Origin of the sequence: Enterococcus sp. ZJ1622, from assembly GCF_011038845.1 — a bacterium.
Classification (GTDB): Bacteria; Bacillota; Bacilli; order Lactobacillales; family Enterococcaceae; genus Enterococcus_B.
The window spans coordinates 1-12797 of sequence record NZ_JAAKDW010000026.1; the positions used below are offsets into that span (position 1 = coordinate 1).

The window sequence follows — 12797 nt, forward strand, 5'->3', positions numbered from 1 at the left end:
TATAGTCATTTCGATGATAATTAAGCAATTGATGAGTAATTGTATGTGTGCGAATAAGAGTAGAATCATCGTAAATGTAAAGTTTATCTTCTTTCACACGAAGTGTAAGAATTTTACCGATGTAATTGATGGGTACAGAATATTTATTTTGATTCCATTGGACCATCGCTTCGTTGGATACTTTTCGTTTGATTTGTTTTTCAACAGAAGAATAAATTTTAAGTTGATTCGCATCAAAAGAAGATAGTTGTTCTTTTTCGTATGACCAACGGTCACTAGGACATTCATGAATCGCTTGAGAAATTTCTTCCGTATTCAATGAATCCATTATCGCTTGAACAATTTCCACTAATTCTTGAGTTGTTTCAAATTCATAATTAAATACACGAATTCGTTCTATTGTTCGTGCAAGAGCTTCAACTTTTCCTTTTGTTTGAGGTCGAAAGGCACGACAAGCAATCGGAATAAACCCAGCTTCTTTTGCATATTGTCGAAATCGTTCATTAAAAACAACTTTAGAAAATTGACTACGACTACGTTCAACAACAGTTTTCATATTATCAAACCATATTTTTGTAGGAACACCGCCGGTGTATTGAAAGGCATTGGTTAAGCAACGAAATAGAGTAGTTTGAGAACGATCAAAAGTTAGTTCTAAATACTTAATTCTGGAATATCCTAAAACGTAAAGAAAGATATTACAAAAAATAACTTCGCCGAATTTATTGACTAATTTGAGGTCTTCTTTCCAATCAACTTGAGCAGATAAACCAGGAGTTGTTTCAACACGAATCGTTGCTTTTTGTATTTTATCTGCTTTGATATTTCGACAATATCTTCTTAAGGTACGTGCACTACCACGATAGCCACGTTTAGAAATAAAGTGATAAATAGCATAAGAAGAACAACCTAAAGCTAATTTGTCAGCGATAATATCTTCAAAATCACTAACCAAAGTTTTTTTGTTTTTATTCTTTTGAGCAAGTAAAGGTAATTTATTGCTTATTCCAGCTTCATAATAACGTTTTACCGTACGGTAATCACAATTATATTGTTTAGCTAAAGCAGCATAATTAGTTTTTGTATGAGTCATAATGAAAGGTAACACTCCTTCATAGATATCTTTTCTCAATACACTTTCCTCCTTGAATAAAATAACACAAGGAAAGCGTACCAGATGACGCATAAACCTACATTTTTATTTGGCCATTTACAGAAGAAAACAGAAGTACGAGTTTAAACTGGCGTTTTACTGCTGCTGAAATACCAAGAGTAACAACAATTAAATTTGAGGGAAATAAAGTGATTGGAATGTCTACTTCAGGAGGATATTCCGAATTTTTCATTCAATTGAAGGTGACTGTCACAGGAGCTGATGGCAAAATTCGATGGACAAGAAATTTGACGAATCAAAGCACATTTGAAATGGGTGAATTACAGGAAAATGATACTATAACCATTTCTCCTATTGTAATGACTGGAATTACATCATATGATATAATGGGGCAACCTATAATTTGTCTTTCTACTGATGATTTAAATTTAAATAATAATAAAAGAGTTTATCACTGAAATTTAAAAATGGATTTATTACAAAAGCAGAAGGGACAGGTACAGCACAAGTAACATATAATGTGAACACAATTAATCCAGATGATCCAACAGCTAACCCAGATTTTACGGTAATGGTTCCACCAGCGTATCAGTTGAGCGATCAACAAAAAGTTTCTTCTGGTGTACTTGCGTTAAAAGATGCCAAAGATTTGACAAAAAACTATGCAGGAGATAAAGCAGTCAAAGTAACGGTTGCTTCAGCGAAACACTTCCAATTTGACAACGGAGGAACCTATAAATTAGTCGATGGGAACAAAGCAGATATTCCAGCAGAGATTACATTAAACAAAACAAATCCTTCCTCTGTAGTAAATGCTTTATTGACAAAAGAAGGAACGAAAACAGCTGCTGCAGATATGTTAACTTTTAATTATATGGTTACTCCTTGATTTAAAATTCAATGACATCAATATAGCTAGCGTCATAAAAAAAAGTTCCTTCAACAAGCAGTGTTGGTGAGTTCAAATTGAAAGAATTTCATAGCGAATCAATCGAAGCGTTTTTTTTTGCGGCTCTTTGTCACAATTGTTAATAAGTTTGTTAGCGCATGAATCTGTTCGTGACGCTTGATTGATCACAAGGTTGCATAGGCAAAGAGTAAGTGGAGCACAGCGTAAATTTTATCTATTAGGAGTGGTCCTTATGTTGTACGTTGGAATAGATGTTGCCAAGCACAAACACGACTTAGCGGTCATTGATACTGAAGGAATGATTTTTATCCGTCATCTTCAGATTGAAAATAACCGTGAAGGCTTTACAAATCTTCAAATGACGCTTGCCAATCTGCAGAAAATAACCGGTGAAAACATCCAAATCGCCTTAGAAGATATCGGTCATTATTGCTTCAATATCCTACGCTTCCTTCGGACGCAAGGGTACTCAACCTACAGCTATAATCCGTACTTAATTAAAAAGGCATTTTCAATTTGAAGAGAACGTACTCATTTCTCCAACTCCTCGATGCGTTCACATTCGTCAGATTTTGCTTGAGTTGTAGATTTTTTCTTATTTTGGGGTTCATTTTTCTTAGACTAGATAGGTGGACATCCTTTTGTTTTTGAGAGTCCATCAATCACATCTTCACGGAATTGACACATCCAACTAGCGATTAAATTAGGATTTTTTATGTTAAGTTTGTTGGCAACTTCACGATAGGACAGCTTACTGATATAACTCTATCGCACTTAGTTTAAATTGAACAGAATATTTTTGATTTTGTCGCTTTCTTAATAATCCCTCTTCACCAAATTCTTGATAGGCATTGATCCAGCGCTGAACTTGTGACGGAGCCTTAATGGAATACTTTTTTGACAGATAATAGCTTCCGCCTTTGCCCTCCAAATAATCCTGAACGATCTTTAATTTAAGTTCAAAAGTATATTTAGCCATAAAAAATACCGACCCCCAAAAGTTAGACCAAAAAATCTAACTTTTGGGGGTCGGTACATAATTGCCAACTCTTTTTTGTATGGTGAAGCGTGGATTTCAAGGGAGGGAGCTTACGCCCCTTTGACAAGCGGTTATTTGCACCAAATGCGGAGGTATTTGGCTAGCAAAAATTCTAAAAGATATAAGCAGATAATCGAGCGAAATTAGCAATTTTTCAAGTGAGCGAATCCGCCAGGACAAAACTGAAACAAGCTACTGGAGATTTGTCCTGGCGTGTGCCGGCTTTCGTGAGAGTCTAGGTCACACTAGTCAATATATACATATAGCTATAATTTGCGTTTTAAGGCGTTTTAAACTCTTTGGTATATAAATTTTTATACTAAAACGATTTTGGAGCATCTTAAATCGGATTTTAAGGGGGTCAAAGTCGTTTTAGGGCTTGCCCTGACCGCCTGTAAGGCGCTTAAGACCTCACAAAGGCCTCTTTAGGAACGGCTTGAAGCTAAGCGACTGCCCAGTTCAATGTGAAAACAGAGCGATCACACTTTTTGCTTTTGCGAGCAGAGCAACATGGGCCCATGTTGCGATTTTTTAAAAAGAGCATAAGGAAACGTGGTATCACTTTTAAAAAAAAGTGATAGATAGGCTGTACCTATCACGTTTCTAAGAAAAAAATTTGCTATCACTTTTTCGCCATTGTGGATAGCTTATGTATAGTGTTTCGAAAAAAACAGCTATACAAATACTATATTTGTATAATGGACGTAAATTATACACAAACACGAAAGGAATTTTTCTATGGACATTTTAGTTCGGAAAATTAATTTAAAAGTTATTTCAAAAATAGACAAACGTTGCTAAGAACCCGCGACCAAAACTAGCAAAAAATCGTCAAAAGGAAACCAATCAAACATTCACTTCTGGAAATTTTGACCCAACAAACTTTCTAAAAAGATAAAAAAAGAAACCGAAAAATTTTTCTATTTCTCAGTTTCTTTTTTAGTGGGCAGTCTTCCAGCAAGATTTGCAAGTTGGTACCAATTTGCGTAAAAAAGGAAAAATTCGCTAACGCGAATCATTCCTTTTTCATTTTGGGGCAACGTCCAACCCCTGACAATCAAAAATATATATGAATAAACAGAAACAAAAAAAATACTGCTCTTTCGAGCAGTATTAGGCAAAAACAAACGCAATTACTCACGAACACAAACAAATACCTAAATAATGAAAATGAGTTATAAAAAATAATGACACCTATAGTTTAACAAGCGCTCACAAAAATAACAAGCCCATAAAAAATGACAGATAAAAATGCACAAAGAATTAGATATAGATAACCGCGGAAAATCAAGCTTTAGAAAGTCGCTTTTAGCTAGACCAATGAAAAATCACAAAATCAGCGGCTGGAGCGGTTGGTAGAGGGGCTACTTGGTTTAGTGTACATTATGTCAACTAAATGATTAAATAACGTTTTCTCCAAAAATATTATTCTTGACTTGACATTGATTGCTAGTAGAGTATAATAATTACAAGCCCAAATACAAAAATATTTAGTAGGATTGTTACTGTTCAATCAGGCAAAACCTAGTTATATAAAGTTCATTAGTTAGGAATTGAACTTTACATAGCTAGTTTTTTTATTATTAATTTTTAAATTTGGAGGAAACAACTATGAAAAAAATATTCCATATTTTTATTCTAATCAGTGTTTTAGGACTAATATCGGCTTGTACCAAAACCGATAAAAAGCAAAATGTACAAAATACAGAAAAAGAAATTCACATTTATTTCACTCGTCATGGAAAAACCATGTTAAATACTACTGATCGAGTTCAAGGATGGTGTGATTCGCCGCTAACTGATTCTGGAATTGAAATAGCTGAAAACACAGGAAAAGGCCTGAAAGAAAAAATTAGTTTCGACAATGTCTATAGTAGTGATAGTGGACGAGCCATTGAAACAGCTAAAATAATTATAAAAAACATGAATCAAAATTTAATCGTTAATCAAGACAAAAGATTAAGAGAATTTAATTACGGCTCTTTTGAAGGTGCAAAAAATAGTGAAATGTTTACAGCTGTAGCAAAAGAAAATGGAAAAACAATAAATGAATATCAATCTGATATTCAAAAAAATGGTTTCGCAACAGAAATTGTCAATTTTTCAAATACATTGGCTACAATTGATAACAAAAATACAGAAAAAGAAAAAACATATTCTGCAGAAAATTACAATCAAGTAGTCGATAGAATGAAAAATGCTTTAAATGACATTGTAAAAAATGCTCAAAAAAACGAAGAACATAATATCCTTGTGATATCTCACGGAATGAGTATTAGTGCTCTACTATCTTCATTAGACCCTGAAAGCGCAAAAAAAATTCCTGCTAATGGGCTAGCAAATGCTAGTATTTCAAAAATTAGCTATAAAAATGGTAAATATACCGTAGAAACAGTTAATGACGTATCTTTTATAGAAAACAGAAAAGAAAAACAAATTTAGGCAAAGTGGGGGAGTTTCTTGAGACAATGCCATGACAAAAGCACCACAAATTTATTTTACTAAATTTGTGGTGCCCTTTTTTAGTTCTTCTTTTCTAACCTGATCTCACGTGCAATACAGTAACTGATAAAAAGAATAGTTCCTATCCCAAAAACTGTAATGAATAAACTTTGTAATGAATCTTCACTCGTTTTCGGATAGACTTTTTCTTTTGCTGTATCAATCCGCGTTTCTGATACATCCTTTTGATTCTCCGTCGGTTTGCCATTCGTTTGGCCATCTAATATCTGGTCTTTTTCATATTGAATAGGGGGATTCCCAAAATCGATGTCTGATGGTAGAACCGACTGATCTGCTAGTTCGACTTTTTCTACTAATACGTCAACGGATCGTGAAATTCCCTCATACGTGTAGGTGAGAGTATATGTTCCAGGAGTTGCAGATAATTGCGTACTGTCTATTGTGTTTCCTGAACTTTTGTCTATAGCACTAACCGTTACGTGTTGCGCAAAGTACGCTTGATCCGTGTGTTCCACTTGGTCCACATTGGTCACACTGGTTAACGCATCATAGGGTTGCCATGGCGCCCCCACATCTAATACAAGCGATTTCGTTTGTATATCAATCACATTTACTTTTGCTTCGGCTTTTAATAAGTCAGAAACATCTTGATACGTATAGGTTACGGTGTACGTTCCTGCCTTCGATAGATCCACTTGATCCGCACCTGTCACAGTTAATTGATCAAAGGGGATTGGTTGCTGGTTTTCATTTTCCGCTGATACAAAATTATCTGCTGGTTTCCAGGTATCACCAGTACCTAAAGTTAGGTCTTGAGTCGTAATAGAACCACCTTTTACGGTTAAATGCGTATCAACCGATTTCCCGCCATACGTATACGTAAGCGTATATTCCCCCGCTTGGTTAGATACGTCCGCTAAATCAACTGCATTCCCCGTCTCATCTTTCGCAGAAAGGGACACATTTCCTAATTCTGAATCACGAATATTTTCCCCTTTACCTGAATCTGTCGTACGAAGAGCCCCTACATTTTCTTTTAATTCATCGGGAGCAAAGCCAACTTTTTTAGTCAGCGCTAATTCGCTCACAGCGATGGGGAAGAACATATTGGTTTTATTCGTTGTACCGGTATAGGCTTGATATAACCGTAAGTTTTCTCCTATTAGATTCTCTGGTAATATAGCAAAATTTACTTTACCGGCGTTACTAGCTCCGTCTGGCTTGCCGCCGTAGCCGTCACCACCGACGATACCACTCTGGCCCCCAGTGCCATCTCCACCTTGACCGTCACCAGCATTCAAAGCGGTACCACCGTTACCGCCATAGCCATTTCCTCCTCGATCGCCATAACTGTGACCGCCATAACCTTGACCGCCGAATCCAGCCATGTTATCCAAGGAGTTACCACCGTTACCGCCATAGCCATCTCCACCTCGACCGCCATAACCTCGACCGCCACGGCCACCTCCACCTTGACCGCCTACATTCAGAGAAATATCGGTATTGCCACCATCTGCACCTCGGCCATCTCCACCAATGTAGCCTAAACCGCCATAGCCATTTCCTCCTCGATTGCCATAGCCATTTCCTCCTCGATTGCCACAATCTCGACCGCCATAGCCATTTCCTCCTTTTCCTCCTTTTCCACATTGACCAACAAAAGAACCCATTTGAATTTCAACTAATTGCGGAGTATGCTCATACATATTTTGAGAGTTGAAATTTCCAGCATAACCACCTTTGCCGCCGTAGCCGTCGCCTCCACTTCCAGTGCTGTCGTCGTAGCCATTTCCTCCGGTGCCTTTGCCACCTTTGCCGCCTTTGCCGCCTTGACCAACAAATGAATTTAAATTCACTTCTTTTAAAGAGGTGCAATTTTCAAACATCGAGGAGACATCTATATTTTCTCCTGCTTGTCCGTCTCCTCCTTTGACATCTTCTCCTTTGCCACCATTTGTTGTACCATCTGCACCTTTCACATCTTGTCCATTTGCACCATCATGTGCTTCAATCTTTAATGGAGACAAATCGATCTTTGTAATTTTTGTCAAATCTTTAAACGTTCCTGAATAATCAACGATTGTATCACTTGGAGTGTCGTCTGTTGAATTATCGGCTACTAATCCTGTTCCACTTGAATCATTTATTGAAGTAGATAGAGTGCCTCCTTGACTATCTGCTTCTGTCGCTGCTTGCCGTAAGGCTTGTTTTGTAATTTTTACATTCGTTGTGCCAACATCCCCGGATAACGGGATTACCACATCTTTGTCTTTCCCTGTATATCCTGTCAATATCGTTGTATCCCCGTTCACTGTAGTTGTCCACGCTGATACACCTAGTGTTCCATTGGTTGTACTAGCATTCACTGTTACCAAAAAACTAATATTAAATAATACTGTGCTACACAATAAGCTAGTAGTCACGAACCAATTTATTGAACGTTTCATTTTCAGTTTCCTCCCTTTCTTTTTCGATATAATCATATTATTATCATACTTAACGCTTCATTTTCCGTCTTTTTTTCTTTGCGGCAAAATTATTCTGGAAAAAACTAACTAGATGGATTTTACATTTTATATATCGTGTTCATCTTATGTTAATAAACAGCAGCAAGCCCCCCTTAAGTTGAGCTTGCTGCTGTTTAAAAAATATATTCAATGATTTGATCAATTTTAGCTATATCCTGTAATGGTAAATTTTCTATCTTTTTTAGTTTTCTTTCTTTGAAATCTAACGATTTCAATTGAGAAATAAGTACTTGTCCTTTTGTGTCTAAATCTTCAGGAAGAGAATAACGAGTGGGTAATTTTTTTATAGTAGAAGTAATTGGACAAATAACTGCAAACATTGTTTTACGATTAAATTCATAACGAGAGACAACTAATCCTAGTCTTCTCTTCTGAATTTCTTTTCCTGCAGAAGGATCAAAATCAATCCAAACGATATCTCCTTTTTTAGGAATATAGTTTCTTTCTTCTAACATTATAAAATTTCTCTCCCTTCAGGAGTTACATCTTCCCATTCCTCTTTTTCATAATATTCTGCCTCTTCCCCTCCACTAAATGGATCTTCGATTTTAGGAACTAATGTGATTGTCCCATCTTCAGAATAGACAACAATATATTCTTGATTCTCTGAAGGTTTTTTACCATTATCAGACGGTAGTGTAATTACTACAGAACTTCCTTGTAATCTAGATTTTGTAATAAGCATATGACCACTCCTTTTCATTTATATTACTATACAACACTTAGTAACGTAAAGTTTCACATAATATATATTTGTAGAATATTATATGTCCAGAAAATGGTCCATTTCTGGACACTTTATTTTTTAACTTTATTTTTCAAAAAATCAATTCATTTTATGTTCATAAACCCATAACAAAATCTATGTTCACTTAAATCATAAGAATAAAGTTATGTTACAATATATTTTAGTGAGGAGTGATTTTTTTGAAAATAGGATACGCCCGGGTATCTACCGGATTACAAAATTTAGATTTACAAGAAGATAGTTTAAATAAATTTGGCTGTGAGAAAATTTTTACCGATCATATGAGTGGGGCAAAAAGTAATCGACCAGGATTAGGAATGGCCATCGATTTTGTTCGTTCTGGAGACACACTTGTCGTTTGGCGTTTGGATCGTCTGGGAAGAAATATGGAAGATTTGATTTCAATTGTGAATCGTTTGAATGAACGAGGAGTGAGTTTTCATAGTCTTCAAGAAAATATCACGATGGATAAATCCAGTTCGACTGGTCAACTTATGTTTCATCTATTCGCAGCGTTCGCAGAATTTGAACGTAATCTGATTTTAGAACGTTCAGCGGCTGGACGAGCTGCTGCACGAGCGAGAGGACGATTTGGCGGGCGACCTGAAAAGCTAACCAAACAAGACATGGACTTACTTAAGACCTTAGTAGATAGTGGGACACCGATTAAAACTATCGCGGAACGGTGGCATGTTTCAAGAACGACCATTTATAGATACCTAGACAAGATAGAAAAAACTAAAGAACCAACTTCCAGTTAGATCGATAAAAATTTTAGACTTTTTAGCTTGAATAGTGTATTCTAGTTAGTGGGTATGTAGATCTCTTCTTATCCAAAGAGTTTATTATCCTGCCACCGGTTTTCTAATGTCTCCGGTGGTATTATTTTTTTACATAGGAAATCAAATAATAAAAAAGTATCAGATAGATGATTAAATTAGCTGTTAAAATGATTATGATTTATAGCTAAAAAAGTAAAAAGTGTGAAATGTGATTACTCTCTTATTTGTTATACTCATGGTTGTAAAGGAGAGGGACGAGAATGTATTACTACTACTTCGAGAAATTTACCAATCAACATTTTAGACATGCCATTCACACGAATAAGTGCCCGCTTTTAGCCTGTTGTCAAGATAGAGTATTGATAGGTTTTGAACTTTCCTACTATTCTACTATGGTTACTACCCAAAAGAAATATCCGTTAAACAGTTTTTATGGCTGACCCTACTGTTGTCGTGCAAGCTATATCAAATGAATTTTTTACATGCTCCTTCCTGAATAAGAGTTATACATATCAGAATACAGAAAAAATAAAGGGTCCGAAACTTTTAATTAGTTAATAATGATCTTTTGCAGAATAAATAAATATCGTCTCATTTTCAACCATATATATCAGTCTATGTTCATCTGTGATTCTTCTGGACCATTTCCCAGATAAATCATGCTTTAATGGCTCAGGTTTCCCTAAGCCAGAGAAGGGAGAACGGTCGATATCTTTTATTAACTTGTTAATCTTTTTTATGTTGCTTTTGTTTCCTTGCTCATGCCAATAAAGATAGTCATCCCAAGCATCATCAGACCAAGCCTTAATCATCTTCAACCTCGATTAAATCATGTGTTTTAAATATACCCTTGGAAAATTGCTCATCTCCTCGACGAATTTTATCCATGACGTAATTATTAGAAAGTGTTCTCAACGTTTCTTGCATAGAATCATAATCTCTTTTTGATAATACAACAACTGTATCTTCTACATCTTTACTTGTTACAATAAGTGTTTCAGCATCTTCATTAACTTGTTTCATATAACTACGTAAATTTTGGCGGAAATTTGAATAAGCTACAGCTTCCATTTCATTCACCTCTTACTTATTTCTATAAATATATTGTACATTATATTGTACAATTAATCAAATAGTTATAACTTTTATCATTAAAATCCTCATTAGCAGCTCTTCAATCATAAATATATGGTAAATACAAATTGTATTTGAACCCAATTTGTACATTCCATCTATATGAAATAGTCAAACTTGCAATGGACACTTATGTTGATACTTTAAACGATGCGGAACGTATTATTTATAATAGACGATCAGAAGATTAAAATTTAGTATACCTACTATATTTTATGATTTATTAGATTTATTTATCTAACAACAATAATCTAATTTACATAGTTAATTTGTTGTTTTTCTATTATTGGATAGCTGATTAATTTATCACTAACTAAATCTTCTTTGTTCATGTCTACTGCTGTGATTTGGCTGTCTTCATACGTACGATAATAATAGATACCTTTGTCTACATTACAACACGATGAATAAATCGTATATTCGTATTTTCCATCCCCCACATCACATAATCCTTTTTGTTGTTCAACTGATCCTAAGATATGGAAAAATTGACTAATACTTTCAGATTCTGAATCACCTGATACTGAGTTGAGTTTAGTGAATGTTGCTTTAACAAATCGAGAAACTGAGGATAAATCTCCAGGTAATCCTATACCACCCATCCCGCGACTGTAATCTTGCAAATCAATCTTATCTGAAAAATTATTTTTGGGTGCCTCACTCGATAATACACGATAATTGTTCAAATTAAATAATTGATAGTCAAATGAAGGGTTATTGGTTAAAACTCCTACAGGATTGTCGTAGATATGAAGTCCATCTTTCATATTTTCGATTACAATTGATTTTTCTTTATCTGCCAATAACCAATGTAAAGGCGACAATGGGAGATCTTCACTAAAATTGATAGCAGCTAAATTGATAGTTTCTAATAGTTTTTTTGCTTCTTCTACAGTTGCACATTGTCCTAAAATCCATGGGATAAATTCAAATGGAGAAACATTTTCTTTTTCTGATTGTATTTTTTTATAATTAGCATAGCCAGCAAAGTTTAATCCCGCCATACTTAAACCCTTTTCGTTTGTAGCATCATAATAAAGTGGATAGTCTGCAATTCCAGCTGCAATTCCAATCATGGCATAGTGAATATCTAAATTATTTACTTTTCGAAAAGCTAAACTATAGTTTCTTGGAGTGACAGTAACTACTTCATTATAAGATATTTCATAATCAAAGTTTCTTCCAAAATAATGATCCTTGGTAGCATAAGTAATAGCTGTACACATATAATCTCCTCCTTGTAATATGCTTCTTCAATTTTATGAATTTAACTAACTTCTATATAATGAATTTTATACTTTTAGGGAACTATTTTCCACTTTAACATCATAGCCTACAAATATTAATTTAATAAATTATACTTCTTCCTATTCTTTAAAAAAATTACTTTTTGGAACAGTGTAACCGTTTAAAACGGTAGCAGATCTAAATAGGTCAAATAACCCCGTCAAACCTCACTAAAGTTTATGACGGGGTTATTTTCTGTTGTTCTGCTTCAAAAATTTATTTGGATATACCCTAAATAGATTAGTCATATATTAGAACTTACTGACTATCGATTGTCTTTTTAGAGTGTCCATAAAATGATAGTAAATTTACCAAGATATAAGTGGGATTAAAAAAAGGAAAGTAGTGAGTAGAATGAAGACCGTTGATAAACACTTTGAGACCGTAATTGTAACTTCTATGATTGCCAAACAAGAAGTAATCATCCAATGCCTAGACAGTAACGTAGTAAAAGGATTCATACACCCTTCAATTGACCCCGAAGGATTTTCAGTCAGTGAGCATTATGTCCATTGGTATACAATCAGCAGTATTGAATTAACGGACCACTACTTTGAATTTTGGAAAGATATTCTGCCTGAAGACAACGACACATTTGACGAATAAACAAAAAAGCAGATCCTCTTAGTGAGTGATCTGCTCAGACTGTAGACAAAAAGGAGTGGCTTAATTGCCAACTCCTTTTTGGTAGTCTTTGTAGAAATTTGAAATAAAAAGCCATAGGCTTTTTTGTTTTCCATAGCCATGTGGCTAGTTTTTTTAAATTCATGGCAGCAAACGTAAGCATCGTGT

At 34.9% G+C, this 12797-nt stretch carries 12 protein-coding genes and 4 pseudogenes; 7 read left to right on the forward strand and 9 right to left on the reverse strand.

Going from position 1 to position 12797, the window contains the following annotated elements; genetic code table 11:
• Positions 1–1132, reverse strand: a 1132-nt coding sequence (gene istA / locus G7Y42_RS14335; protein WP_241161970.1) for an IS21 family transposase, incomplete at its 3' end; no start/stop codon positions are given.
• 170 nt (positions 1133–1302) lie between these two features.
• Here istA and G7Y42_RS14340 point away from each other — a divergent pair.
• From G7Y42_RS14340 to G7Y42_RS15085, 3 genes and pseudogenes are all read left to right on the forward strand, one after another.
• On the forward strand, positions 1303–1572 hold the full coding sequence (locus G7Y42_RS14340; protein WP_165007342.1) for a hypothetical protein: 270 nt from the start codon (positions 1303–1305) through the stop codon (positions 1570–1572).
• Positions 1573–1634: 62 nt separating this feature from the next.
• Entirely contained in the window at positions 1635–2003 is a 369-nt protein-coding gene (locus G7Y42_RS14345) for a hypothetical protein (RefSeq protein WP_165007345.1), read from the forward strand.
• A gap of 319 nt (positions 2004–2322) precedes the next feature.
• Positions 2323–2472 (forward strand): annotated as a pseudogene (locus tag G7Y42_RS15085) (IS110 family transposase); the annotation flags it as partial.
• Here the strand turns inward: G7Y42_RS15085 and G7Y42_RS15090 are convergent.
• A pseudogene (locus tag G7Y42_RS15090) lies at positions 2454–3003 on the reverse strand (transposase); the annotation flags it as partial. The pseudogenes G7Y42_RS15085 and G7Y42_RS15090 overlap by 19 nt on opposite strands.
• A gap of 1671 nt (positions 3004–4674) precedes the next feature.
• Between G7Y42_RS15090 and G7Y42_RS14360 the strand changes: the two are divergent.
• A complete protein-coding gene (locus G7Y42_RS14360) occupies positions 4675–5505 on the forward strand; it encodes a histidine phosphatase family protein (RefSeq protein WP_165007354.1) in 831 nt (276 codons plus the stop codon).
• An 80-nt stretch (positions 5506–5585) separates the two neighbouring features.
• Here G7Y42_RS14360 and G7Y42_RS14365 read toward each other — a convergent pair whose 3' ends face one another.
• The 3 genes from G7Y42_RS14365 to G7Y42_RS14375 form a co-directional block, all read right to left on the reverse strand.
• Positions 5586–7973 (reverse strand): bacterial Ig-like domain-containing protein, encoded by a 2388-nt coding sequence (locus G7Y42_RS14365; RefSeq protein WP_165007357.1) that lies wholly within the window; start codon positions 7971–7973, stop codon positions 5586–5588.
• Positions 7974–8167: 194 nt separating this feature from the next.
• Positions 8168–8509 (reverse strand): type II toxin-antitoxin system PemK/MazF family toxin, encoded by a 342-nt coding sequence (locus tag G7Y42_RS14370; RefSeq protein WP_165007359.1) that lies wholly within the window; start codon positions 8507–8509, stop codon positions 8168–8170.
• Complete coding sequence (locus G7Y42_RS14375) at positions 8509–8739, reverse strand: AbrB family transcriptional regulator (protein WP_165007362.1); 231 nt, start codon at positions 8737–8739, stop codon at positions 8509–8511. The genes G7Y42_RS14370 and G7Y42_RS14375 overlap by 1 nt, the downstream gene beginning before the upstream one ends.
• 242 nt (positions 8740–8981) lie before the next feature.
• Here G7Y42_RS14375 and G7Y42_RS14380 point away from each other — a divergent pair, with 242 nt between their 5' ends.
• On the forward strand, positions 8982–9563 hold the full coding sequence (locus G7Y42_RS14380) for a recombinase family protein (RefSeq protein ID WP_165007365.1): 582 nt from the start codon (positions 8982–8984) through the stop codon (positions 9561–9563).
• Positions 9564–10138: 575 nt separating this feature from the next.
• Here the strand turns inward: G7Y42_RS14380 and G7Y42_RS14385 are convergent.
• Positions 10139–10396, reverse strand: a complete 258-nt coding sequence (locus tag G7Y42_RS14385) for a Txe/YoeB family addiction module toxin (protein WP_104777453.1) — start codon at positions 10394–10396, stop codon at positions 10139–10141.
• A complete protein-coding gene (locus G7Y42_RS14390; protein WP_165007368.1) occupies positions 10389–10655 on the reverse strand; it encodes a type II toxin-antitoxin system Phd/YefM family antitoxin in 267 nt (88 codons plus the stop codon). The genes G7Y42_RS14385 and G7Y42_RS14390 overlap by 8 nt, the downstream gene beginning before the upstream one ends.
• Positions 10656–10816: 161 nt before the next feature.
• Between G7Y42_RS14390 and G7Y42_RS14395 the strand changes: the two are divergent.
• A pseudogene (locus G7Y42_RS14395) lies at positions 10817–10909 on the forward strand (type III secretion system protein PrgO); the annotation flags it as partial.
• A gap of 60 nt (positions 10910–10969) precedes the next feature.
• On the opposite strand, the gene bsh reads toward G7Y42_RS14395, so the two are convergent.
• Positions 10970–11944, reverse strand: coding sequence for a choloylglycine hydrolase (gene bsh, locus G7Y42_RS14400; protein WP_165007371.1), 975 nt, complete (start codon positions 11942–11944; stop codon positions 10970–10972).
• A 415-nt stretch (positions 11945–12359) separates the two neighbouring features.
• On the opposite strand from bsh, the gene G7Y42_RS14405 reads away from it, so the two are divergent.
• The gene (locus G7Y42_RS14405) at positions 12360–12611 is read left to right on the forward strand and encodes a hypothetical protein (protein ID WP_165007374.1); all 252 of its coding nucleotides are present in this window, start codon (positions 12360–12362) and stop codon (positions 12609–12611) included.
• Positions 12612–12645: 34 nt separating this feature from the next.
• Here G7Y42_RS14405 and G7Y42_RS14410 read toward each other — a convergent pair.
• Positions 12646–12797: pseudogene (locus tag G7Y42_RS14410) on the reverse strand (IS5/IS1182 family transposase); the annotation flags it as partial.

What these genes read in the sequence shown, in the direction of transcription:
- G7Y42_RS14365 (WP_165007357.1), bottom strand. Translation starts at nt 7,973, where the DNA reads ATGAAACGTTCAATAAATTGGTTCGTGACTACTAGCTTATTGTGTAGC.
- G7Y42_RS14405 (WP_165007374.1), top strand. Translation starts at nt 12,360, where the DNA reads ATGAAGACCGTTGATAAACACTTTGAGACCGTAATTGTAACTTCTATG.
- G7Y42_RS14390 (WP_165007368.1), bottom strand. Translation starts at nt 10,655, where the DNA reads ATGGAAGCTGTAGCTTATTCAAATTTCCGCCAAAATTTACGTAGTTAT.
- bsh (WP_165007371.1), bottom strand. Translation starts at nt 11,944, where the DNA reads ATGTGTACAGCTATTACTTATGCTACCAAGGATCATTATTTTGGAAGA.
- G7Y42_RS14370 (WP_165007359.1), bottom strand. Translation starts at nt 8,509, where the DNA reads ATGTTAGAAGAAAGAAACTATATTCCTAAAAAAGGAGATATCGTTTGG.
- G7Y42_RS14360 (WP_165007354.1), top strand. Translation starts at nt 4,675, where the DNA reads ATGAAAAAAATATTCCATATTTTTATTCTAATCAGTGTTTTAGGACTA.
- G7Y42_RS14385 (WP_104777453.1), bottom strand. Translation starts at nt 10,396, where the DNA reads ATGATTAAGGCTTGGTCTGATGATGCTTGGGATGACTATCTTTATTGG.
- G7Y42_RS14375 (WP_165007362.1), bottom strand. Translation starts at nt 8,739, where the DNA reads ATGCTTATTACAAAATCTAGATTACAAGGAAGTTCTGTAGTAATTACA.